Annotated in this window: 21 protein-coding genes; 10 read left to right on the top strand and 11 right to left on the bottom strand. The window is 67.6% G+C overall.

Annotated elements, in window-relative coordinates; translation table 11 throughout:
* Positions 1-240: 240 nt before the first annotated feature.
* Positions 241-2,541 (top strand): CDC48 family AAA ATPase, encoded by a 2,301-nt coding sequence (locus E2493_RS15985; RefSeq protein ID WP_135088650.1) that lies wholly within the window; start codon positions 241-243, stop codon positions 2,539-2,541.
* Here E2493_RS15985 and E2493_RS15980 read toward each other — a convergent pair.
* Positions 2,516-3,790 (bottom strand): MFS transporter, encoded by a 1,275-nt coding sequence (locus tag E2493_RS15980; protein WP_225421532.1) that lies wholly within the window; start codon positions 3,788-3,790, stop codon positions 2,516-2,518. The genes E2493_RS15985 and E2493_RS15980 overlap by 26 nt on opposite strands.
* Before the next feature lie 132 nt (positions 3,791-3,922).
* On the opposite strand from E2493_RS15980, the gene E2493_RS15975 reads away from it, so the two are divergent.
* Positions 3,923-4,540 carry a class I SAM-dependent methyltransferase gene (locus E2493_RS15975; RefSeq protein ID WP_135088643.1) on the top strand — a complete coding sequence of 206 codons (618 nt, stop codon included), beginning with the start codon at positions 3,923-3,925 and terminating at the stop codon, positions 4,538-4,540.
* Positions 4,541-4,567: 27 nt separating this feature from the next.
* Here the strand turns inward: E2493_RS15975 and E2493_RS15970 are convergent, their stop codons facing one another.
* A complete protein-coding gene (locus E2493_RS15970; protein ID WP_135088641.1) occupies positions 4,568-5,731 on the bottom strand; it encodes a phospholipase D-like domain-containing protein in 1,164 nt (387 codons plus the stop codon).
* A 118-nt stretch (positions 5,732-5,849) separates the two neighbouring features.
* Here E2493_RS15970 and rpoZ point away from each other — a divergent pair, with 118 nt between their 5' ends.
* On the top strand, positions 5,850-6,191 hold the full coding sequence (rpoZ, locus tag E2493_RS15965; RefSeq protein WP_135088638.1) for a DNA-directed RNA polymerase subunit omega: 342 nt from the start codon (positions 5,850-5,852) through the stop codon (positions 6,189-6,191).
* Between the two features lie 82 nt (positions 6,192-6,273).
* Here the strand turns inward: rpoZ and E2493_RS15960 are convergent, their stop codons facing one another.
* Positions 6,274-6,747 carry a winged helix-turn-helix transcriptional regulator gene (locus tag E2493_RS15960; protein WP_135088636.1) on the bottom strand — a complete coding sequence of 158 codons (474 nt, stop codon included), beginning with the start codon at positions 6,745-6,747 and terminating at the stop codon, positions 6,274-6,276.
* A 177-nt stretch (positions 6,748-6,924) separates the two neighbouring features.
* On the opposite strand from E2493_RS15960, the gene E2493_RS15955 reads away from it, so the two are divergent.
* From E2493_RS15955 to E2493_RS15945, 3 genes are read left to right on the top strand one after another with little or no spacing between them, the layout of a single operon-like run.
* On the top strand, positions 6,925-9,012 hold the full coding sequence (locus E2493_RS15955) for a RelA/SpoT family protein (RefSeq protein WP_135088819.1): 2,088 nt from the start codon (positions 6,925-6,927) through the stop codon (positions 9,010-9,012).
* A 10-nt stretch (positions 9,013-9,022) separates the two neighbouring features.
* Positions 9,023-9,493: a DUF411 domain-containing protein gene (locus E2493_RS15950; RefSeq protein WP_135088633.1), complete on the top strand. Its 471-nt coding sequence runs from the start codon at positions 9,023-9,025 to the stop codon at positions 9,491-9,493.
* A gap of 4 nt (positions 9,494-9,497) precedes the next feature.
* Entirely contained in the window at positions 9,498-10,295 is a 798-nt protein-coding gene (locus E2493_RS15945) for a tryptophan 2,3-dioxygenase (RefSeq protein WP_135088630.1), read from the top strand.
* Positions 10,296-10,307: 12 nt separating this feature from the next.
* Here E2493_RS15945 and E2493_RS15940 read toward each other — a convergent pair whose 3' ends face one another.
* Positions 10,308-11,237, bottom strand: coding sequence for a M48 family metalloprotease (locus E2493_RS15940; RefSeq protein WP_167737573.1), 930 nt, complete (start codon positions 11,235-11,237; stop codon positions 10,308-10,310).
* Positions 11,238-11,478: 241 nt separating this feature from the next.
* On the bottom strand, positions 11,479-11,709 hold the full coding sequence (locus E2493_RS15935; protein ID WP_135088624.1) for a hypothetical protein: 231 nt from the start codon (positions 11,707-11,709) through the stop codon (positions 11,479-11,481).
* Positions 11,710-12,054: 345 nt separating this feature from the next.
* Here E2493_RS15935 and E2493_RS15930 point away from each other — a divergent pair, with 345 nt between their 5' ends.
* Both E2493_RS15930 and E2493_RS15925 read left to right on the top strand, forming a co-directional pair.
* On the top strand, positions 12,055-12,576 hold the full coding sequence (locus tag E2493_RS15930) for a hypothetical protein (protein ID WP_135088621.1): 522 nt from the start codon (positions 12,055-12,057) through the stop codon (positions 12,574-12,576).
* Positions 12,577-12,671: 95 nt separating this feature from the next.
* Complete coding sequence (locus E2493_RS15925; protein ID WP_135088612.1) at positions 12,672-13,946, top strand: nucleotide sugar dehydrogenase; 1,275 nt, start codon at positions 12,672-12,674, stop codon at positions 13,944-13,946.
* A 48-nt stretch (positions 13,947-13,994) separates the two neighbouring features.
* Here E2493_RS15925 and E2493_RS15920 read toward each other — a convergent pair whose 3' ends face one another.
* Positions 13,995-14,990: a GDP-mannose 4,6-dehydratase gene (locus E2493_RS15920; RefSeq protein WP_135088609.1), complete on the bottom strand. Its 996-nt coding sequence runs from the start codon at positions 14,988-14,990 to the stop codon at positions 13,995-13,997.
* A gap of 103 nt (positions 14,991-15,093) precedes the next feature.
* Here E2493_RS15920 and E2493_RS15915 point away from each other — a divergent pair, with 103 nt between their 5' ends.
* Complete coding sequence (locus E2493_RS15915) at positions 15,094-16,908, top strand: ABC transporter ATP-binding protein (RefSeq protein ID WP_167737571.1); 1,815 nt, start codon at positions 15,094-15,096, stop codon at positions 16,906-16,908.
* Positions 16,909-16,920: 12 nt separating this feature from the next.
* Here the strand turns inward: E2493_RS15915 and E2493_RS15910 are convergent, their stop codons facing one another.
* Genes E2493_RS15910 through E2493_RS15900 form a run of 3 tightly spaced genes read right to left on the bottom strand, consistent with a single transcriptional unit; the run spans position 16,921 to position 20,655 of the window.
* Complete coding sequence (locus tag E2493_RS15910; protein ID WP_135088603.1) at positions 16,921-17,841, bottom strand: phosphoenolpyruvate carboxykinase (ATP); 921 nt, start codon at positions 17,839-17,841, stop codon at positions 16,921-16,923.
* 46 nt (positions 17,842-17,887) lie between these two features.
* Complete coding sequence (locus tag E2493_RS15905) at positions 17,888-18,433, bottom strand: hypothetical protein (protein ID WP_135088599.1); 546 nt, start codon at positions 18,431-18,433, stop codon at positions 17,888-17,890.
* Positions 18,430-20,655, bottom strand: a complete 2,226-nt coding sequence (locus E2493_RS15900; RefSeq protein WP_135088595.1) for a hypothetical protein — start codon at positions 20,653-20,655, stop codon at positions 18,430-18,432. Before E2493_RS15900 ends, E2493_RS15905 begins: the two co-directional genes overlap by 4 nt.
* 410 nt (positions 20,656-21,065) lie before the next feature.
* On the opposite strand from E2493_RS15900, the gene E2493_RS15895 reads away from it, so the two are divergent.
* Positions 21,066-22,292, top strand: a complete 1,227-nt coding sequence (locus E2493_RS15895; protein WP_135088592.1) for a sugar transferase — start codon at positions 21,066-21,068, stop codon at positions 22,290-22,292.
* A 37-nt stretch (positions 22,293-22,329) separates the two neighbouring features.
* Here E2493_RS15895 and E2493_RS15890 read toward each other — a convergent pair whose 3' ends face one another.
* Entirely contained in the window at positions 22,330-23,412 is a 1,083-nt protein-coding gene (locus tag E2493_RS15890) for a mannose-1-phosphate guanylyltransferase/mannose-6-phosphate isomerase (protein WP_135088589.1), read from the bottom strand.
* Between the two features lie 99 nt (positions 23,413-23,511).
* Positions 23,512-23,680, bottom strand: a 169-nt coding sequence (locus E2493_RS15885) for an asparagine synthase-related protein (RefSeq protein WP_135088586.1), incomplete at its 5' end; no start/stop codon positions are given.

The following is a 23,680-nucleotide window of genomic DNA, read 5'->3' as shown; positions in this document are numbered from 1 at the left end:
CAATAATCTCACAAAGGTCAGAAAGGTGGGGCCTTTCAGGCATCCTCTCCTAAAAACTTTCAGGCCGGTCGTTCGCGATCGGCCTTTTTTTTCGCTGCGGCGCCAGTGCCTTGCGGCGCCGAGTCGACGAGCGCTGCGCGCGGATGCGATGCGCTTTTTCAGACGCCGTGGACCTCCCGGCTGGCGCTGCCGTTGTCGCTTCCTATCTTCCGGCAGACACGAAGAAGGAGAGCCGACCCGATGGCCGATGAGGAAAAGCAGCCGACGCGCCTGCAAGTTGCGACGATGCGGCCCGAGGACAGCGGCCGCGGCCTTGCACGGTTGCCGCGGCGGTTGATGTCGGCCCTTGAGCTCGCCGAAGGCGACGTGATCGAAGTCACCGGCAAGCGGGCGACGCCGGCCCGCGCCGTCGGCCCCTATCCCGAGGATGAAGGTCTCGACATCATTCGTCTGGACGGCCTGCAGCGCGCCAACGCCGAAATCGGCTCCGGTGATTTCGTCCAGATCCGCAAGACCGAGAGCAAGGCGGCACAGCGCGTCGTCTTCGCGCCGGCCCAGAAGAATTTGCGTCTCCACGGCTCGGCCCAGGCGTTGAAGCGCAGCTTCGGCCTGAAGCCGCTCACCGCCGGCGACGTCGTCGCGACCACCGGCCAGCAGCAGGTCCAGCGCGGCGACATTCCGCCCGAGCTTCGCCAGATGCTCTACGCACCGGCCTATGCGCTGCAGGAGATCCGCCTCACCGTGGTGTCCACGGTGCCGAAGGGCATCGTCCATATCGACGCGAACACCGAAGTCGAGCTCCTGCCCGAGTTCACCGAGGCAAGCGAGGCGCGCCGCGCGGACGTGACCTATGACGATCTCGGTGGCATCGGCGCGACCGTCGACCAGATCCGCGAGATGGTCGAGCTGCCGCTGCGCTATCCCGAGATTTTCGAGCGGCTGGGCGTCGATCCGCCGAAGGGGGTGCTTCTCTACGGCCCGCCCGGTACTGGCAAGACCCGCCTCGCCCGCGCCGTGGCGAACGAGAGCGACGCGACCTTCTTCCACATCGCCGGCCCCGAGATCATGGGATCGGCCTATGGCGAGAGCGAGCGGCGGCTCCGCGAGGTGTTCGAGGAGGCCGCCAAGGCGTCCCCGGCGATCATCTTCATCGACGAGATCGATTCGATCGCGCCCAAACGCGGCCAGGTGCAGGGCGAGACCGAGAAGCGGCTGGTCGCCCAGCTCCTGACCCTGCTCGACGGCCTCGAGCCCCGCCAGAATCTGATCGTCATCGCCGCGACCAATCGCCCGGAGGCGATCGACGAGGCGCTCCGACGCCCCGGCCGCTTCGACCGCGAGATCGTGATCGGCGTGCCGGACGAGCGCGGCCGGCGCGAAATCCTGGCGATCCATACCCGCGGCATGCCGCTCGACGGCGGCGTCAACCTGCCCGAGCTTGCCCGGCGGACCTACGGCTTCGTCGGCGCGGACCTCGCCGCGCTGACCCGCGAGGCGGCGATCGAGGCGGTTCGCCGGATCATGCCGAAGATCAATCTCGAGGAGGGCACCATCCCGCCCGAGGTGCTCGAGAATCTCTCCGTCCAGGGCCGCGATTTCGAAGAGGCGCTGAAGCGGGTCCAGCCGTCCGCGATGCGCGAGGTGATGGTCCAGGCGCCGACGATCGGCTGGGACGACATCGGCGGCGTCGACGAGTCGCGGGAGAGGCTCCGCGAGGGCGTCGAGCTGCCGCTGAAGAACCCCGAGGCGTTCAAGCGGATGGGCATCCGTCCCGCCAAGGGCTTCCTGCTCTACGGACCGCCGGGACCGGGCAAGACCCTGCTGGCCAAGGCTACCGCGCGCGAGGCGGAGGCGAACTTCATTGCCACCAAATCCTCGGACCTGCTGTCGAAATGGTACGGCGAGAGCGAGCAGCAGATCGCACGGCTGTTCGCCCGGGCGCGCCAGGTGGCGCCCACCGTCATCTTCATCGACGAGCTCGACAGCCTGGTGCCCGCGCGCGGCGGCGGCCTCGGCGAGCCGCAGGTGACGGAGCGGGTGGTGAACACCATTCTCGCCGAGATGGACGGTCTCGAGGAGCTCGGCTCGGTGGTCGTGATCGGCGCCACGAACCGGCCGAACCTGATCGACCCGGCCCTGCTTCGTCCGGGGCGCTTCGACGAGCTGATCTACGTCGCCGTGCCCGACAAGGACGGACGGCGTCACATCCTCTCCATCCATACCGCGAAAATGCCGCTGGCCGACGACGTCGATCTCGAGTCGCTGGCGGCGCGGACGGAGCGCTTCACCGGCGCCGACCTCGAGGATCTCGTCCGCCGGGCCGGTCTGTTCGCGCTGCGCAACTCGCTCGACGCCAGCACGGTCACTGCGGCGGACTTCGAGAAAGCGCTGGAGGAGACGCGCGCCTCCGTCACGCCGGAGATGGAGAAGGATTACGAGAAGATCCAGCAGAGCCTGAAGCAGGACGCGATGAGCTCGGGCGCCGGCGGGATCGGCTTCATCGCGCCCGGCATGCTTACCCCGCGCGGTCCGAAGGGTTGAAGCGGAAGGCGACGCCGAGAGCCAGAAGCACCATCAGCGCGGTGATGGTGAGGAACGGCAGCAACCGGCCCTCCCCGTAGAGCGCGACGCCGGCCGCGGGCGCGGCGATGTAGGCGACGCCGTTCACCGACGTCACCATGCCGGCGACCGTATTCTGCTCGGCCGGGCTGACCGCCAGTGAGGCACCGCTGGTGAAGCCCGGCCGGAAGAAGCCGAAGCCGAGCGAGGCAAGGGCGAAGCCGATGGTGATGCCGTACATGGTCGCCGAGAAGCCGGTCACCCAGGCCCCCGCCGCCGCGAGGGTCGCCCCCCACATCACGAGCTGCCGCGGCGTCAGATCGAGCCGCGGGATCAGCCCCCATTGCGCGAGCAGGGTGGCGGCCGCGCCGCCCATCAGCACGATCGCGATCGAATGCTGCGCATCGGCGGGATCGAGCCGGAGCCGGTCGATCACCAGGAATCCGATCACGCCGAGCAGGGCCGCATGGCCATGCCCGCCCACCACGCCGATCAGGTGCCAGGGTAGGACCCGCGGGTCGCGCCAGCGCAGCGGCGCAGTCTCCCTGTCGTCGCGCACGCCGTCCGCGCTCGGCGCGCCGACCGCCGGGAAATCAGCGATCCGGCCGCGCGCGGGGTTGCGCGGCGTATCGTCGGGCAGCCGCAGGACGATGGCCGCGAGCACGATCAGGCCGATCAGGGCAAAGACGATCAGCGGGCCCGACAGGCGGAGAGGCGCGAAGATGAACAAAGGGGCGATGGCCGGGCCGATGATCGTCCCGAGGCCAAAGGAGGAGGCGATCGAAGCAAGGTAGCGGGTCCGCTCGCTGCCATCGGTCCGCGCGGCGATGTAGGCCTGCACCGCGGGCGGTGAAGCCGAGCCCCAGGCGCCGTAGATGGTGCGCCCGAAGATGAAGATTACGAACACAGCGGTCGGCGCGAGCGCGCCGGCAAGGCCCGCCGCGAGCACGCCTCCGCAGACGAGCATCGATCCGACGAAGCCGTAGAGGCCGAGTCGCATCAGCGCACGGCGACCGCGCTGGTCGGCGCGGCGCGCCCAATGCGGCGCCGTCAGCACCCAGATCACCGCCGAAAGGCTGAACGCTACCGCCACCCAGACGTCCGGAATGCCCAATACCCTGCCGATCGACGGCATCAGCGACTGCAGGGCCGTGTTGCCCGACGCGGCAACCAGCATGACCCCGAACAACAGCGAAAATCGTTCCTTCGAAAGGCCGGAGGCGGTCGCCATCATGGAAAGGTCCCGGAAAAGGTGCGGCCTGTCCCGAAACCGTGGTAAATGCCGGCCGGGGGCGCCTCGCCCTTGCCATCGGCGCGTTGATTTGCCAACGCACTCTCAAAGCAGACCTTTACAGGACGCGGCATGACTTTTCCCGGCGAACAGGTGCAGAGAACCCGCGCGTTCGCGCGGCATGGCTCCGGCAACCCACTCTGGCACTTCCTGCGAGGTTTTCTGAAACATCCGGTGATGGTCGGATCGATCATCCCCTCCTCGAAGACGCTGATCGACAGGATGCTGAAGCCGGTCGATTGGGCCAATTGCAAGCTGTTCGTCGAGTACGGGCCGGGGGTCGGCACCTTCACCCAGCACATCCTCGACCGCATGGCGCCGGATGCCGTTCTGCTGACGATCGACACCAATCCCGATTTCACCGCCTATCTCAACGCGAAGTTCCGGGATTCCCGGCTGCGCGCCGTCACCGGCTCCGCCGCGGACGTCCGCCGCATCATGGCCGACGTGGGCTTCGACGAAGCGGACTACATCCTTTCGGGTCTGCCCTTCTCGACCCTTCCGGCCGGTGTCGGCCCGGCGATTGCCGCGGCGACTGCGGACGCGCTCCGGCCCGGCGGTGCGTTCCTGGTCTATCAGTTCTCGCCCAAGGTTCTCGATTTCCTTCGCCCGAATTTCGAGCGGATCGATCGGGCGATGGAATGGGTGAACGTGCCGCCGGCCCAGCTCTTCTGGTGCTGGAAGGACTGACCGGAGCCTGCCGGGGATCCGGCGCGGTCAGCGCCGGAAGTTGAGCCGTCGCGCGATTCGATAATCGGCGACGGCCACCAGGAAATAGCCCAGCGCCCAGCGCAAGCGGGTGAACAGCCGCCGCTCCCGGCTGTGGCTCTCCATCGTCACGTGGCGGCTGCGCGCGATTTCGCCGTCGACGAACCGGCGCATGTCGGCTGCAAAGCCCGCATCCTGGACCCGGAGCATCATCTCGAGATTCAGGAACAGGCTGCGCATGTCGAAATTTGCCGAGCCGATGTGGACGGCGTCGTCGACGACGAACAATTTCGTGTGCAGCTTGGCCGGCTGGTATTCGTAGATCTCGACGCCGCGCTTCAGCAGCCACCAATAGGTGCTCCGCGCGGCGGCGATCGTCGCCTTGTTGTCCGATTTCGCGGCCGTGACCAGGCGCGCCCGGCCGCCACGGGCCACCCGCGCGATGCGGCGGAGCATGCCGAAGCTGGGCGCGAAATAGGCGGCGACGATATCCAGCCGCCGGGCGCCCTTCATGTCGCGCCGCACCGCACGCGCCCAGGGCGAGAGCCGGCGGGTGGGCCCGCCAAACAGCCAGTCCAGCGGCCCGTCGGTGACGCTGTGCTGCTGAAGCATCCGCCGGAGGTCGCGGATGCGCCCGGCGGGGCGTTGCGCCCAGGCGAAGAGATCGTCGAAATAGCGGCCGAGACAGGAGACGCCGCCGCCCTCCACCTGGAGCCCCAGATCGCGCCAGGCACCGGATTCGAGCGTACCGAAATAATCGTCGGAGATGTTGAAGCCGCCGATGATCACCTTGCGTCCGTCGGCAAGGGCGAGCTTCTGATGGTTGCGCAGCAGGTAGCGCCGTCCCCATTTCGGGATGAAGGTGCAGAAGGAGGCGGGGCTTTCGGCGAGCGGCCGGAAGAAGTCGGCATTGGCAGTCGAGCCGAAGCCGTCGACCAGCAGCCAGACCTTCACGCCGCGGTTGGCGGCGGCGATCAAGGCGTCGCGTACCCGCGTCCCCGCAGCATCGTCGAGGAACATGTAATAGAGAAAACGCAGGCTTTCGCTCGCGCCCTCGATGAGGGCGATCAGCGCCTCGAGCCGCTGGGGTCCGTCCGGCAGCAGCGTCAGCCGGTTTCCGTCGACCTCCGTCATCAGCGTCGGTGCGGCTTCGTTGGGCGCGGCGTCGGCCATGGCCGGCACATGCGGGTCCGCCGGGGCAAGCGCAACCCCCTGCCGCAATTGACAATCGCGCCTCTCGTGATTAGCTGCCCCTTTCTCCTAAAGCCTCACGTTTGAGCGGAGCTGCTCCATGGCACGCGTTACCGTCGAAGATTGCGTCGACAAGATTTCGAACCGCTTCGATCTCGTCCTCCTTGCCGCCCAGCGGGCGCGCCAGATTTCGGGCGGGGCCGACCTGACGATCGACCGCGATCGCGACAAGAACCCCGTCGTCGCCCTGCGCGAGATCGCCGAGGAGACGGTGAAGCCGAAGCAGCTCGCCGACGCGCTCGTCGGCAACCTGCAGCGCGTTCAGATCGACGATGACGAGGCTCCGGACGAGGTCGGCTCGCTCAGCGCCTCGGCCGAGGCGCTGCGCCTGACCGCAGCGGCGCCGCCCCGTAACAACAACGCCGGCGGCGACTACGAATAAGCAGGAAGGGCCGGCGGTGACGTCGGCCCTTTCGCTTTGCAGGCTCGGCGAGACCTCCGAGCGCCTGCCCGACCGCGGCGGTTCAGGCGGCGTCTTCCTCGGGCGTGTGCGCCCGCTCCACCCATTCCAGATCGTTGGGAGCAAGGATCCTGCCGTCGGTCGCGCGTACCGTCATCGGCGGGATCGGCATTCTCGTTCTCTTGTCCACCAGGACGAGATTGCCCGGCTGGTGACAGATCCACCTTTCGCCCCACTGCCGGAGCGCGATCAGCACCGGCATCAGCTCGGCGCCCTTCTCGGTGAGCTTGTAAGCGACGCGCCGCCGGTCGGAGGGGTCCGGCTCCCGGGCGAGGATGCCATGTTCGACCAGCCGAACCAGGCGGTTCGAGAGGATGTTGCGGGCGATCCCGAGTGTCGACTGGAATTCCTCGAAATGCTCGAGGCCGTTGAACGCCCCGCGCAGGATCAGGAACGACCATCGCTCCCCGACCACCTCAAGCGCCGCGGCGATCCCGCATCCGGTGAACAGCGCCTTCAAATGCTCCGCTCGGGTCATGCGACTATTGCCTCCGCTGGGCTCGTCCAACTCCGAGCCTAGACCTTTTTTCGGCTTTGTCACGGGCTTACGGCCGGTCCGCGACGCCGGTGCGAACGAAATGGAACAGCGGCCGGCCCGACCGCACGGGCCTCTACGGGGTTGCAACGCGGCAACGACACACCCAATGTCGATCCGGTGCTGAGGCAATATGAACTTCTCGAAAAGGTAAGGGGCTACGACCCGGACGCCGACGAGGCGATGATCAACCGCGCCTACGTTTTCTCGATGAAGGCGCATGGCAGCCAGAAGAGGGCGTCGGGCGATCCTTATTACAGCCACCCGATCGAGGTGGCCGGAATCCTCACCGACCTCCATCTCGACGACGAGACGATCGTCACCGCCATCCTGCACGACACGATCGAGGACACGGTCGCGACCCACGAGGAGATCGAGCGGCTTTTCGGCCCCAGCGTCGCCAGGCTGGTCGATGGCGTCACCAAGCTCTCGAAGATCGAGGCGCAGAGCGAGAGCCAGCGCGCCGCCGAGAACCTCAGGAAGTTCCTGCTCGCCATGTCCGGCGACATTCGGGTGCTGCTGGTCAAGCTCGCGGACCGGCTCCACAACATGCGCACGCTCCACTTCATCGCCAATCCGGAGAAGCGCAAGCGGATCGCCCGCGAGACGATGGACATCTATGCGCCGCTCGCGGAGCGAATCGGCATGTACGAGTTCATGACCGAGATGCAGACGCTCGCCTTTCGCGAGATCGAGCCGGACGCCTATGCCTCGATTTCCCGGCGGCTCGAGCAGCTCCACCGCGGCGAAGGCGATCTGATCGAGCGCATCGCACGCGGCATCAAGGCGCATCTCGAGGCCAATGGCGTCGAAGCGGAGGTCCAGGGACGCGAGAAGCACCCTTATTCGATCTGGCGGAAGATGGCCGAGCGCCACGTCAGCTTCGAGCAGCTCTCGGATGTGATGGCGTTCCGCGCGATCGTCTCCAGCCAGGAGGAATGCTACCGCACCCTCGGGCTCGTCCACCGGCGCTGGCCGATGGTGCCCGGGCGGTTCAAGGACTTCATTTCCACGCCCAAGCGCAATGGCTACCAGTCGTTGCACACGACCATCATCCATGACGAGCAGATGCGGATCGAGATCCAGATTCGCGATCGGGAGATGCACGCCCGGGCCGAGCACGGTCTCGCCGCGCATTGGGCCTACAAGGAAGGCAAGGCCGCGGCATCGACCCAGCACCCCTGGATCAGCGACCTGATCGAGATCCTCGAACATGCGGCGAGCGCCGAGGAGCTGCTCGAGCACACCCGCATGGCGATGTACCAGGACCGGATCTTCGCCTTCACCCCGAAGGGCGAGCTGATCCAGCTGCCCAAGGGGGCCACGCCGGTCGATTTCGCCTATGCGGTCCATACCGATCTCGGCGACCAGACGGTCGGCGCGAAGATCAACGGCCGGGTCATGCCGCTGCGCACGCCGCTGGAGAACGGCGACCAGGTCGAGATCCTGGTGTCCAAGGCCCAGCATCCGCAGCCCGGCTGGCTGAGCTTCGTCGTCACCGGCAAGGCGCGGGCGAAGATCCGCCGCTTCGTCAAATCGAAGGAGCGCGAGGAGACGGTGGCGCTCGGCCGCAAGATCTTCGACGAGATCGTGCAGCGCCTGCCCAATGCGCTCGGCTGGGAGGCGATCGCGGAGGCCATGAAGCGGCTCAACATCCATGACGACGACGCCCTGATGGAGGCGATCGCGCTGAAGCGAATTTCCGACGTTGCCGTAATGGAAGCGCTGATGCCGGGATCCACCAGCAATGCCGGCGTGAAGCCTCCGCCGCAGCGCACGGCGATCTCGATCAAGGGGCTCACCCCGGGCGTCGCCTTCCAGCTCGCGCCCTGCTGCCACCCGATTCCCGGAGACCGGATCGTCGGCCTTCGCCGCGAAGGCGCGGAGATCGAGGTGCACATGATCGGCTGCGAGCGCCTGGCCGACGGCATCGATGCGGACTGGGTCGATCTCGCCTGGGGTGACGAATCGGACGGCGGCGCCGCTCAATTGTGCATCGTCATCCGCAACGAGCCCGGCTCGCTGGCCGTGGTGGCCGGCATTCTCGGAAGCCATGGCGCCAACATCGTCAGCATGGACCAGGTCAGCCGCGACGGAAGCTTCCACACCTTTCATTTCGACATCGAGGTGCACGACGTGCAGCATCTGATGCGGATCATCGCCGCGCTGCGCGCCACCGAAGTGGTGGCCAGCGCCGAACGCCTGTAAGAGAGGACGCATGACCAGCCTCGATCGCCGCGCCCTTCTCGCGCTCCTCGGCGCGTCCGCCGCCTTCCCGGCGCTCGCACGCCCCGCGGCCGCGGCGCCGGCGCCGATCACGATGTGGCGCGATCCCGGCTGCGGCTGTTGCACCGAGTGGGCCAAGCGGATGGAAGCAGCCTTCCGCCGGCCGCTGCGCATCGTCGATGCGCCCAACATGCCGGCGGTGAAGCAGGCCCAGGGCGTGCCGGACGACCTGCGCTCGTGCCACACCGCGCTGGTCGATGGCGTCGTGGTCGAGGGGCATGTGCCGCCGGAGGACGTGAAGGCGTTGATCGCGCGCCGCCCCGCCGGGGTCCGCGGCCTCGCCGTCCCCGGAATGCCGGCGGGAAGCCCCGGCATGGACGTCGGGCACGACCACCGGCAGCGTTACCAGGTCTTCGCATTCTCGGCGGGGGGCAAACGCTCCGTCTTCGCGACCCACGGCTGAGGCGATGAGCGAAGCCCGCGCCATGACCTATGGCGACTATCTGTCGCTGGAGCCGATCCTTTCCGCGCAGCACCCGATCTCCGAGCAGCATGACGAGCTGCTTTTCATCGTCATCCACCAGACCAAGGAGCTGTGGCTGAAGCAGATCCTGCGGGAGATCGAGCTCTCGTCCGAGCTCATCCGAGCGGATTCGCTGATCCAGGTGCACAAGAGCCTCTCCCGAGTGTCGCGGATCCAGGCGGTGATGACCCTGAGCTGGGACGTGCTCGCGACGATGACCCCGTCGGACTATTCGAGCTTCCGGGACGTGCTCGGATCGAGCTCCGGCTTCCAGTCCTGGCAGTTCCGGACCTTCGAATACCGGCTCGGGCTGAAGGACGGGTCGCACGTGCGCTTCCAGCAAGAAGGCTCGGCCGCGCGTGAGGCGCTCGTCGCGGCGTTGCGCAGCCCGAGCCTGTGGGACGAGGCCAATGCGGCGCTCGCGCGCGCCGGCTTCGATCTACCTCTGGAAGCACTGGCCCGCGACTGGAGCGAGCCCTACCGGCCCCACGAGAAGGTCGAGGAGGCCTGGGCCGAGGTCTATCGCGAGCCGGAGCGCTGGTGGCCGCTCTACCAGCTGGCCGAGAAGCTGGTCGACATTGACGATTCGCTTGCGACCTGGCGCCACAAGCACGTGGTGACGGTCGAGCGGATCATCGGAGCCAAGCGCGGGACCGGCGGCACCGCCGGCGTCGCCTATCTCCAGTCGACGATCGGCAAGCGCGCCTTCCCGGAACTCTGGTCACTCCGCACGCGGATCTGACGCAATCCAGGTCTAAAGCGACGGCCGCGCAGCCCGGATCGCCTGGATCTCCTCGCGTGCGATCCGCTCGCGGGCGCCGAGGCTGGGATGATAGCGGAAGATCTGCGGCGTATCGTAGGCGCGCAGGAAGCGGCGCCAGAACGGGATCACCGCCTCGACGTCGTAGCCGGCTGCGGCAAGCAGCCGGATGCCCAGCCGGTCGGCCGCCTCTTCGCGTTTCCAGAAGGTGCCGGAGCGGATGCCGATCGAGGCGAGCAGCTTGTCGCCCTCGTGCATCGGCGGGTGCTTGAGGATGAGATGCCCCATCTCGTGGGCCAGGATCAGGGCCAGCTCGTCGTCATTCTCGATGAAGTCGAGCATCGCCGTCGTGATCGTCACGCGCCCGTCGGTGACGAAGGCGTTGACATCCTTATCGCGGGCGAGGCGGAGGCGCTCGAGCCGATCCGTCGGGGGGGCGCTGCCATCCTTCGCCTGGGGAAGGGGAGATCGGGCCAGCCGGACCCGGGCCGGACAGCCGGGACGAGAGCCGAGGGTCAGCCGCAGCTCGCGCCCTTCCCGCAGCGCAACGATGTCCGCCGCGCCCTTGCGGAGCTCAGCCTCGAGTTGCGCTTCGGTGGCCTCGATTCGCCTGCGCCAGCTCTTTCGCTCGGGATCGGCGGCGATGCTCGCGCCGGTGGGAAGCGGCCGCCCGTTGACCTTCAGCAGCACGTCGCCTGCGACGAGCCCCGCCTGCTCGGCCGGCGAGCCCGCCAGCACGGTGAGCACTCCTGGACCGCGGTCGAGGCCGTAGCGCTCGATCATCAGCAGCCGATCGGCCGGGAGATATTCGGCGAGGTGATGGAACAGCATTCCGGTGAGCGGAGAGGGCTCGGGGCACAGCGTCTCTCCGGCGAGCGCCAGGCGGTAGGCGACCGCCGCGACGCGGGCATCCTCGGTTCGCAACGTGGACGCCGCGAATGGACTGGACGGCGCATTCCCTGCTGCCCCTGCCGGCAGTGCGGCAAACAGGAGGAGCGGGATGCACGATCGGAGGAGGAGGCGCGTCACGGCCGAACCGTAGGGCGCAAAGTCGAGGCGCCGCAACAGCTTATCCGCGTCCCGGGCCGGTGCACAGGCAGCGCACATAAAAAAGGCCGGCTGGGGCGCTGCCCCAACCGGCCTGAATTCGCTCTGCGACGCCCGATTACGGGGTGGTCGGCAGATCGTCGTCGTCGTCGTTGGTCGCGGCGAGAATGCCGAGCACGACAGCGACAATGGCGATCAGCGGGATGATGAAGCCGCCGCGCAGCTCGCTGCCGCCATCGACCGACTCGCTTGCCGGAGCGACCTCAGCCGCGCTCTGCGCAGCGGCAACGGTCGGCGCCGTCATCAACGCAACCGCAGCGGTCGCAGCAATTAGTCCCTTGAAACCCACGTCAGCTTCTCCCTTCGTACTCAAGCCTGATCTTCTCGATTTCCCGCCTTAACTATCCGAGGCATACTCGCGTGTCTACCCCGAAACGTGTCAGCATCCAAACTGGGAAGCGCCCCCTAAACTCCTGGAAGTTTACGAAGACTGAAGCGCGAAACGCCGCCGGTTCCAAAAGGTTCAGCATCCGGCGGTTCTGTCCCGGACTGTTGCAAAGCTGCGACAGCGGCGCTCCCGAGGCGAAGCGAGTTGCAGGAAAAGCATATTTCTTTCAGAAGCTTCGCAGAGTTCACCACGGGGGAGGCCTGCGTGCCTTTTGCTTTCGTACGTTCGCGCCTTGCCGCCCTCCTCATGCTGCTGGCGCTGGTCCTCGGTGCCGCGCCGGCGGCGGCGGTCGACATCACCTTCTATTCGAAGGAGCTCGGCTCCTCGTTCCCGCACGCTTTCGTGATCATGAAGGGCCAGCTGGATCGCGACGGGAGCCGAATCGAGGAGGATTACGGCTTCACCGCCAAAGCGGTCACTCCGGCGATCCTGTTCGGAGCGGTGAAGGGCGAGGTGATTTCGGATCACACCGATTCGTACGTGAAGGGGAGCGACAAGCATTTCACCGTGACGCTTTCCGACGAGGAATATGATCGGGTCATGGCGGTGATCGAGCGCTGGCGCACAGCGCGACAGCCCTCCTACAGCCTCGACAAGGCGAACTGCATTCACTTCGTCGGCGAGATCGCCTCGGCGATCGGAATGGACGGCGCCCCGCGCAAGGGCCTGATGAAAAAGCCGCGTTCCTTCCTGGAAGCGATCACCGAAGCGAACCGCACATTGATCGCGGCGCGTGGCGGCACGTTCCACCGCACGCACGCGCCCTGAGGATCAAGCAGCGGCTTGACATCCCTGCGGCCTTTGCCGTTAGCGCGTCGCCGGGGTTCTCCATTCCAGTCCATTTCTCCAAGCAATGAGGCCGCATGAACGCGTCCACTCACGATAAGATCGTCGTCGTCGGCCTCGGCTATGTCGGGCTTCCGCTCGCGGTTGCGCTCGCCAAGAGCTTCGACGTGATCGGCCTCGACATCGACCGCCGGCGCGTCGCGGAGCTCGAGGACGGCCACGATCGGACCAACGAGATCGAGGCGGACGTGCTCAGGGCCTCGCCGCTGAAGCTGACCAGCGAGCCGGCCGAGTGCGCGGGTGCGGACATCTACATCGTCACGGTGCCCACCCCCGTCGACGATTCGAACCAGCCGGACCTCGGCCCGGTGATCGGCGCGACCAAGACGCTCGCCAAGTTGCTGGACGCCGGCCGGAGCCCGATCGTCGTCTACGAGAGCACCGTCTATCCCGGCGTCACCGACGAGATCTGCGGGCCGCTGATCGAGCAGGAATCGGGTCTCGTGCGCGGTCGCGACTTCTTCCTCGGCTACTCGCCGGAGCGGATCAACCCGGGCGACCGGGAGCATACGGTCGACCGGATCGTGAAGGTGATCGCCGGCGAGAACGAGCGGGTCACGGAGCGGCTCGCCGGCGTCTATGGCGCCGTCACCAGCGCCGGCGTGTTCCGGGCCCGCTCGATCAAGGCGGCCGAAGCGGCGAAGGTGATCGAGAATGCGCAGCGCGACATCAACATCGCCTTCATGAACGAGATCACGCAGATCTTCTCGAAGCTCGACATTTCGATCTGGGACGTGCTCGAGGCGGCCGGGACCAAGTGGAACTTCCTGAAGTTCCAGCCGGGACTCGTCGGCGGCCACTGCATCGGCGTCGATCCTTATTATCTCAGCCACCGTGCGCAGCAGCTCGGTCTCGATCCGAACGTGATCCTCTCCGGGCGTTCGATCAACGACGGCATGGGCGCCTGGGTCGCGGACCAATTGCACGCGCAGCTCGGCCGGCCCGGCAAGGCGCTGATCATGGGGCTGGCGTTCAAGGAGAACGTGCCGGACCTCAGGAACAGCCGCGTGATCGACGTGATCCGCCGTCTCGAGGCGCTCGGCCATACGATCACCGTGCACGATCCGCTCGCCGATGCCGCCGAGGCCCAGCACGAATATGGCATCGAGCTCGCCACCGACGGGCTGGAAGGCGCGTATGATCTCGTGCTCGTCGCAGTGCCGCACGAAAGCTACTCGGACCTGTCGGACGAGCAGCTGTCCGGGCTGCTGAGCGAAGGCGGCCTGCTTGCCGACCTCAAGAACCTTTACGCGCGCCGGCCGCTCGCCGGGGTGAGGCGCTGGAGCCTTTGAAGCAGGATCGGGCGGCGGCCGAGGCTGCCGCCCGAGCCTGCCGTGGCCTCAGAGGCCGTGGTAGGTCCTGTACCATTCGACGAAGCGCGGAACGCCGACGTCGATCGTGGTGGTGGGCGCGTAGCCGAGATCGCGCTGGATGGCGCTGATGTCGGCATAGGTGTCGCGCACGTCGCCGGGCTGCATCGGCATCAGCTCCTTCACCGCCTCGCGGCCGCACGCCTGCTCGATCAGCGAGATCATGCGCGTGAGCTCCTCCGAGCGGTTGTTGCCGATGTTGTAGAGGCGATGCGGGCTGCGGCTGCCGCCCGCCTTGACCTGACCATCGTCCGGCGGCGGATTGTCGTGGCAGGCGACGATGCCGCTGACGATGTCGTCGATATAGGTGAAGTCCCGGCGCATATTGCCTTCGCCGAACACCTGGATCGGCTTGCCTTCGTAGATCGCCCGCGTGAAGAGCCACATGGCCATGTCGGGCCGACCCCACGGGCCGTAGACCGTGAAGAAGCGGAGGCCCGTCTGGGGGAGCCGATAGAGGTGAGAATAGGTCTCGCTGATCAGCTCGTCGGACTTCTTCGTCGCCGCGTAGAGGGAGAGCGGGTGGTCCACCCGATCCTCGACCCGGAACGGCAGGGTGTCGTTTCCGCCATAGACGGACGAGGAGGACGCGTAGACGAAGTTGCCGAGCTCGCGGTGGCGCGCAAGCTCGAGCATGTTGAGATGCCCGACCAGGTTCGACTGCACATAGGCATAAGGATTCTCGATCGAGTAGCGGACACCGGCCTGGGCGCCGAGGTGGACGATCTTGTCGAACCTCTTGCCTGCGGTCGCCTGCTGGAGGGCGGCGTTGTCGGCGAAATCGGCCTCGATGAACTCGTAGCGCTCGTGTCGCTCCTTCAGCAGCGCGACGCGATCACGCTTCAGCTTCGTGCTGTAATAATCATTGACGTTGTCGAGGCCGATCACCTCCTCGCCGCGCGCCAGCAGCCGCTCGCTCACGTGAAAGCCAATGAAGCCGGCGCCGCCGGTCACGAGAGTGGTCATCGATCCTGCCTGAATGGTTCCGAGGAGCGGACCCTTAAGCAAATGCGCGGCGCCAACTCAATCGGCATGTGGACTCGCGATCCCCTTTGCCCGTAGCACCTTGATGATGCCGCAGGAGCAGGGTTGCGAGAGGCCGGGATCGGCCGGCGTGGTGTCCGCGCTGGCGGCGCTCTACCGGCTGTTGAGCCCACGCCGCCGGCGTCATCTCCAACTCTGCTTCCTGGTGATGTTCGCCGGCGCCGCGGCGGAGCTGTTCACGATCGGCGCCGTGCTTCCGTTCCTTGCCCTCATTTCCGATCCGGAGGGCCTCGGCCGCATCCCCCATGCGCCAGCCGTCTTCGCGGCGTTCGGCTGGCGGAGCGGCTCCGAAGCGATTCTCCCGGCAACCCTGCTGCTCTGCGGGGCGGCGGCGGTCGCGGCCGCGATCCGGCTGCTGCTCACCTGGGTATCGCACGCTTTCGTGTTCAGCTTCGGCCACGAGCTCGGCGTGCGGATCTACAGCGGACTGCTGCGCCAGCCGTACCTGTACCACACGCAGCGAAACAGCAGCGAAGGGCTGGCGGCGCTGGAGAAGGTGCAATATTCGGTGATCGGTGTCCTGCTGCCCGTGATCCAGGGGCTGGTCGCCGCCGTTCTCGCGCTCTGCATCATGGCGCTGCTGATCGCGCTCCAGCCGGTGATCGCGCTGCTCTCCGCTGCGGCGGTCGGCTTGCTCTACACGGGTGTCGGGGCGGTGACCCGAGGCAAGCTCCACCACGGCTCCCGACTGATCAACGACGCGCAGACCGAGCGCATGCGCCAGGTGCAGGAAGGCCTGGGCGGCATTCGCGACATCCTGCTCGATCGCTCCCAGCCGATCTTCGAGCGCAGCTTCGCCGAGCTCGACGGCCGTCTGCGGCGCAGCCAGCTGCTCGTGACCTATATCGCCACGGTTCCCCGGGTGGTGATCGAATCGGCGGTGATCATCCTCGTCGCCGTGCTCGCGCTTTACATGAGCCGGCAGTCCGGCGGCTTGCCCGCGGCGATACCGCTGCTCGGCGCCTTTGCCCTGGGCGCGCAACGGCTGCTGCCCCTGCTGCAGCTGGTCTATGTCGCGCTTACGCGGACCGCGGGTTCGGTCCATACGATCCACGAGCTGGCGCGGCTCGCCCGAGCCTCCACGATCGACGTCCCGCTGGACGAGCCACCCCTGCCGGCGACCGGGGCGATCGAGCTTAGGGGCGTCTCCTTCACCTATCCCGATTCGAGCCGTGGCGCGGTGACCGGGGTCGATCTGCACATCGCCGCCGGCGAGCGGGTTGGCTTCATCGGCGAGACGGGGAGCGGGAAGAGCACCCTGCTCGATCTGATCATGGGGCTGCTCGAGCCGACGGCCGGCGAGATCCTGATCGACGGCGCGCCGCTCCGGGATGCGACGCGACGGCGGTGGCAGAGGCAGATCGCCCACGTTCCCCAGTCGATCTATCTCGCCGACACCTCGTTCGCAGCGAACATCGCCTTCGGCGTGTCGGCCGAGGAGCGCGACATGGCGCGCGTCCGCGCCGCAGCGGAGCAGGCGCAGATCGCCGACTTCATAGAGGGCTTGCCCGGCGGCTACCAGGCGTCGATCGGCGAGAGAGGCATCCGGCTGAGCGGGGGGCAGAGGCAGAGGCTCGGGATCGCCCGGGCTCTCTACAAGCAGGCCGCGGTGCTGGTTCTGGACGAAGCCACGAGCGCGCTCGACGATGCGACCGAGCGGGCGGTGATGACCGCCCTTTCGAAGGGAACGGCCGGACGCACCGTCCTGGTGGTCGCGCACCGGCTCAGCACCCTCGCCAATTGCGATCGGCTGGTCCGCCTGGTGGGCGGCCGGATCGTTGCAGAGGGCTCTTACGAAGAGCTGGTCGCGGCACCCTCGACCGAAAGGGGGCGGGCGTGAGCGCCGAGGAACTCAGGGGTCGAGGATCGATCGCGCATGGGCGGCCATCCTGCTGGCCTCGATGTCCAACGACTCGTGCCCCCAAAGCCGCTCAGCCCTGAAGACGGGCACACGCGCCGCGATGCGCAGGCACGTTGCGAGATGCTCGGCGGTTCCGCCGAGCGTCGGGAGCAGGCCGCCGCGGTAGGTATTGGCGACGATCGCATCGATCCTGTCGACGCCGGAAAGCGGTACGATACGGCCTTCTGTGCTTCCTTCCGGAGCACGGTCGAGCAGGTAGATCGCGCCGAGCGGGATCTCCGCGACATGCTCCGGCCTCGCGATCGGGACGTCATACTTTTCGCGCACATCCCTCAGTCCGTCGAAGGAGCGCTCATAATCCGACGCAGTCCGGCCCGTCGCGGCGAGAGCGTCGATCCACAAGCGAAGGCGGCGCAGGCCGGGCTTGGCGACCGGGGTTCCGCCGCCATCGAAGCCGATGACGCAGACATCGTCGGCGAGCACCTCGTGGCCCCGATCGTTGAACCAGGCGGCGAGGGTGGACTTGCCGGCGCCGGAATGGCCGCAGAAGGCGATCGCACGTCCGTCGACGGCGATCGCGTTGGCGTGCAGGGGCATCATGCCGCGCTGATGGAGGAGCGCCCCGAAGGCGGAGCCGAGCAGATACAGGCGAAGGTTGCGCTCGGACGCACCCGGCGCGGGATCGATCACGATCTCACGGCCATCGACGATCAGATAACGGCCGATCCCCGGCGCCGAGAGCAGTAAGCCTGCGGCCGTCGGTGCGTAACCGGACTCCGGGCCCTCTTCCGAGACCGGGCCGATCCGCACCGCCACGTCGGGCCGCGCGTCCCCCGCGTCCGGAGGGAGCTCGGGGAGGAGCAGTTCCGATCGAATGCGGAGGCCGAAAAGGGTATAGTCATGGCGCGCCATCGGCCGACCCTAGCCGAGGCGAAGCGCCGACGGGAGCCCAGGGGCTTCAGCGCCGTGATGGTGGCGCCGGCGATCCGTTTGCAACCGGCACTGCGGCGATGCCGAACAGTCGCCATTGTCCATCGACAGGCTGATAAAGGAGATCGAAGGCGATCGCGGTCGGCCGCAAGGGGAAGCGCCCGCGCACCCGAAGCAGCCCGCCCTCGACGAGCGCAGGTGCGAAATCGAACGTGGGGGTGACGAGCAGCGCGTTGCCGAGATCGACGCGCTGGTTGCGCAACGCCTGGAAAATGCCCGCCAGGGTCGCAGCCGAATTGCGGCTCTGGAACGTCGGAGCGGCGAGATCCCGCAGAACGGAATAATTGCCGGTCTGGTTCGCCTGGTCCAGCGCGATGAGGGAAGACCAGACGAGCTTCATGACGACGAGCTCGTCCGGGAGCAATGCCTGCGAGGCCGCCGCCATGCTCCGCCCCGGTTCGGCAGCGGATTGCCCAACCGCCGGAACCGGAGCGAAGGCGAGCCAGGCGGCTATCGCCAGACGCGCCGGGGCGGGACGCCCCGGCGCATCGACGCGGCGGGCGCTGCCGCTCACCACGCTGCCTGGAAGCCGGCACGCGCGCCGACCTCGCCGCTGTTGAGGCCGACGCCCAGCCCAGCGGAGAAGGACGACATCTGGCCGATCCGCGCCGAGAAAGCCGCCGTTCCGGCTACCCGATTCTGATAATAGCCGAAGCCGCCCGACACCGCGAAACTGGCGCCGGCGGGCACCCCCGGGCTTTCCATCGCAAGAGCCATTGCGACACCCTCGTTCGCCTTGCGGATGTCGCGCCGGTTGATGTCGGCCAGATCGAACAGGGTGGTGGTCTGCCCCTCGAGCGCCGCGATCGCGCTCGCCTGACTGCCGACCGACGTCTGCAGCGCCGCGATCGAGCTCCCCTGCGTCGCCACCGTCGTTTGAAGCGTCGACACGTTGCCCAGCAGAGTCGTGTTGCTGGTGACGTTGCCGCTGGCGTCGTTCACCAGCACGCCGGGCGTCGTGTAACCCCCCAGCCGCACTGCCGAGCCGGCGCCCCCGATCGTTACCTGGTTTGCCGCCGTGGTCGCGGCGCCATTGCCCAGCGCGGTCGAGTTGGTATGCGCGGCGGCGACCGTCGCCCCGGTGCCGAGCGCGCTGGAGTTGGCTGCCGCAGCCGACGCGCCGAAGCCGAGCGCGGTCGCGCTGGTCCCCGCCGCCGCCGCGTTCTTGCCCACCGCCGTCGCCTGGACCCCGCCGGCGACCGCTTGATGGCCGCTCGCCAGAGAGAGGTTGCCGCTGGCCTGCGCCTGCCAGCCGAAAGCCTGGGCGCCGCGCCCGGAAGCGACCGATTCTCCGCCCACCGCGGTCGAATGGAAGCCGGTGGCGGTCGCGAGATCGCCGACGGCAACGCTATCCTCGTCGGTCGCCTGTGCGCCGTTGCCCACGGCGACGCTGGTCAGTGCGGAGGCATTTGCGGCGGCGCCGAATGCGGCAGACGAGGTGCCGCCGGCGCTTGCGAGAACGCCCACCGCGGTGCCGTTCGTCCCTGCGGCGGCGGCGGTGTCCCCGAGGGCGGTGGAGGAAGGCCCGCCGGCCGAGGCGGAGAAGCCGAGGGCGGTTGCGTTGGCGCCCGCGCTCGAGGCGCTCTTGCCTACTGCCGTCGACTGGTTCCCAGCGGCGGTCGCCTGATGGCCGCTCGCCAGCGACAGATTGCCGGTCGCGCGCGCCTGCCAGCCGAAAGCCTGCGCCCCCCGTCCCGAGGCGGTCGACTCGCCGCCGACCGCGGTGGCGTGGAACCCCGTCGCTCCCGCCAAGTCGCCGATAGCGACGCCATCCTCGTCGGCGGCCCGGGCGGCGTTGCCCACGGCCACACTGGTCACCCCGCCGGCGTTCGCCGCGTTGCCGAGGGCAGTCGTGCTCTGGTTGGTGGCGACGGTGCTGCGACCGATCGCGACCGAATTGGCGCCCGTCGTCGTCGGGCTGTCACCGATGGCGATGGACGAGACCCCGGTTGCGCTCGCCGAGCGGCCGATCGCCACGCCGAAATTCGCGTCGGTATAGGCGCTGGCGCCGATCGCCGTGCCGCCCAGGCTCAGCGCCCGCGCTCCCGATCCGGTAGCGGTCGCGACGTCGCCGGCAGCCTCTGCGCTCTGACCGAGAGCGGTCGAGGCGAGTCCGCTCGAGACGGCGTCGAATCCGAACGCCGCGCTTTGCGCGCCCGTGCCGGCGGCGTCGTGGCCGACGGCGGACGCGTCCGCAGCCGTCGCGGAGGCTCCGTGGCCGGCCGCCAGGGCCGATGCGCCGGTCGCGGTCGTCGTGGGGCCGAGCGCGCTGGCGTTCGTGCCCGTCGCGACCGAATTGAAACCGAAAGCTGTGGCTTGTGCGGCGTTCGCATTGGCGTTGCGGCCGACGGCGGTGGCGTTGGCCGCCGTCGCGGTGGAGACGTCGCCGACGGCCACAGACGATGTCCCGGTCGCGCCCGACAAGGTGCCGATGGCGGTCGAGAAATTCCCCGTGGCGAAGGCACGCTCACCATAAGCGCTCGCGGCCTCGCCGGTGCTGCCGCCCCCGGCGGTGGCTCCGAAGCCCATTGCAGTCGCCGCTGGCTGGGAGGCGACCGCGCCATTGCCGCTGGCTGTCGAATTGACACCGCTCGCCGTTGCCGGCGCGCCGGGCGCGTCGCACTCCGTGCTTCCGGCGGCCGCACCGGCGGTGCACTGGGCCGACGCCGGAGTCGGGCTCAAGGCCGCTGCCACGGCGCCGATGGCAACGCCGATCAGAATCCTCGTCTTGTTCATGATTGTTGCTCCCTGTGCAGGTCACCGACGCGGGAACGCAACGCAACTGGGTGAAAAGCTACTCTCGTTTCAACGGGAGGGAAATGGCTCTGCGGACTTTGTCGTGGCAGAGTCGTTCGTGGACCCTGCGTGTTCTTGAGGATACTTTCATCTGCCGAAAGATCATTTCCGATTGAAACCAAAGCATCGGCAGAGGGGCACGGGTGCCTTGCGCACCGCGGTGCCGGGCGCCGAGATCGCCGAGCAGCCTCCGGCCACGCGCCCCAGACGTATCTCTGTGGACTTGCAGCGCCTTTTGCCTCTATCGAACCGCGGAAACTCCGCAGTCCCTCTTCAGCACCAGAGCTCTCTCTTTCGTGTCTCTTCAGCCCGCCAAAATCGCCAGTGTCCGCAGGACGCTATGGCATCGGATGCGCTTCCAGCTCGGGATCGGGCTGCTGCTTGCCGTGCTCCTGCCGTGGGCGGTGCGCTTCCGCTACGAGGTGCGCAGTGCCGATATCGACAGTCTGCAGAACTCGCTCGTGGGGACGATCGTCGCGCTGGTGGCCGGCTATTACGGCTTCCGCCGCGTCTCCCATTATCCGGGTGTCCGCGCGTCGTACAACATCCTGCCGTCCTTCGCCGCAGCCTATGCGATCATCCTGACGGTCTTTTTCTTCCTTCGCCTCGACTACAGCCGCCTTCACTTCCTCGCCAGCTTCCTGCTCTGCATCGGCTGGTATTACGTGGTCTATTTCAAGCTGCAGCGTCAGCAGCGCTTGCGGATCGGGATCGTGCCCGCAGGACAGGTCGAGCATCTGCTCGCGCTCCCCGATGTCGCCTGGGTGGACCTGAGCGACAAGGCCGACATCGACGAGCGCTACGATGCCATCGTCGCCGATCTGCGTGCCGACATCCCCGACGAATGGGAGCGCTTCCTTGCCGACCGGGCGCTCGACGGCACGCTCGTCATGCACGTCAAGCAGATGGAGGAATCGCTGACCGGCCGGGTCGCGATCGATCATCTGTCGGAGAACAACCTCGGCTCGCTGATCCCCGGCATCGTCTACGCCAAGGTGAAAAGGGCGTGGGATCTCGGCCTCGCCATCGTGGCGCTGCCGCTGCTCCTGCCCTTTCTGCTGCTCGTCGCGCTCGCGATCCGGTGGGATTCTCCCGGCCCGGTGCTCTTCCGGCAACAGCGGATGGGATATCGCGGTCATCCGTTCAACATGTACAAGTTTCGGACCATGCGTCACGGGTCGGACGCCGTCGACGCCCGGCAGGCGGCGATGACCAGAGACGGCGACGATCGCGTCACGCGCGTTGGCCGTTTCCTTCGGCGTAGCCGGATCGACGAGCTGCCGCAGATCGTCAACATCATCCGCGGCGACATGAGCTGGATCGGCCCGCGCCCCGAAGCGGTGCCGCTGTCCCACTGGTATGAGGCGGAGTTGCCCTTCTATCGCTACAGGCACATCGTGCGGCCGGGCATTACCGGCTGGGCGCAGGTGCGGCAGGGGCATGTCGCCGAGGTGAGCGACGTGCTGTGGAAGCTCCAGTACGACTTTTACTACATCAAGAACTTCTCGTTCTGGCTCGACGTGCTGATCATCGCCGGAACCGTGAAGACGGTGATGACGGGCTCTGGCGCCCGTTAGAGCGGCGGCGATTGGCGGACGTGGAAACCCAGCGGGCCTAAAGTCGCGGGTCGTCGCGACTCTTCAGCAGGTCGATGGCGTCCTTGACGTCCTGGCTGTTCTCGCGCGGAACGATCAGGACGGCGTCCGGGGTGGCGATGATCGCCAGATCCGTGACCCCGATGGCCACGACGAGCGGCCCGTCGCTGCGAGCGAGGCATCCGGTGGAACGGATCATCATGCAATCCCCGGCGATGGAATTGCCTGATTCGTCGGAGGGGCTGACCTCGTAGAGTGACTGCCAGCTTCCGACATCCGACCAGGGGACGCTCATCGGCACGACGGCGATATTGTCGGCATGTTCCATCACGGCATAATCGATCGAGATGCTGGGCGCGGCGGCGAAGCATGCGGGATCCGGCTGCACGCGTGCCTCCTCACCAATCCCTGCCAAGGCGGCCGCGCAGGCCTCGGCGACCGCGGGCGCATGGCTGCGAACCGCCTGCAGGAAGGTTTCCGCGCGAAAGAGGAAGATGCCGGCGTTCCAGTGATAATCGCCGGCGGCAAGATAGGCGGCCGCGCGTTCGGCGTCCGGCTTCTCGACGAAGCGTTCCACCCTGAACGCGCCATCGCCCAGCGGCGCGCCCTGTCGGATGTAGCCGTAGCCGGTCTCCGGGCGCGTCGGTCTGATCCCGAAGGTCACGAGCGCTCCGCGTTCGGCGAGGTCGATGCCCTTGCGCACCGTGGCCGTGAAGGCGGCGGGATCGCCGATCAGATGGTCGCTGGGCATGACGAGCAGCAGGTCGTCGGGCGCCGCCGCCATCGCCGCCAATGTGATCGCCGGCGCCGTGTTCCGGGCTGCCGGCTCGAGGATGAGGCGGTAGGTGCCGGCGTCGGCATCGCCGATCTGCTCCGCGATCTGCTCCACCTGGCTTTCGCTCGCCACGACGACCGGCGTCGAGAACAAGGCGTCGTCGGCGACGCGGTCGAGCGTCATCCGCAGCATCGGCCGGTCTCCGAGCAGCGGCAACATCTGCTTGGGGCGATCCGCCCGCGACAGCGGCCACAAGCGCGTCCCCGATCCGCCCGAGAGGATCACCGGCGTCACCCGGCGGTCGGTCCGGTCAGCGGCGCTGCTCATCAATCCCTCCGTTCGTGATCTCGCGGCTTAGGGGCAGTCGCAGGCGGCAGCAAGGCGCCGGGCGCGGTCCGGCAGCGGGCCGTGGAGGAGGGAGCAGCGTCAGCTTTGCTTGGCGTCCCGCAGCCAGGCCTGGAACATCAGGACGGCCCAGAGGGCAGGCGTGGAGTCCCGCCGCCCGCTCAGATGATCCTCCCAGCGGCGGTGGACGATCGCCGGGTCGAAATAGCCGTCCTCGCGCATGCTGGTCCGGTCGAGGAGCGCCTCGGCC

It is taken from the genome of Sphingomonas parva (ex Maeng et al. 2020) (assembly GCF_004564275.1).
GTDB classification, from domain to species: Bacteria; Pseudomonadota; Alphaproteobacteria; order Sphingomonadales; family Sphingomonadaceae; genus Allosphingosinicella; species Allosphingosinicella parva.
This window is presented reverse-complemented; position numbering and strand designations above follow the sequence as displayed.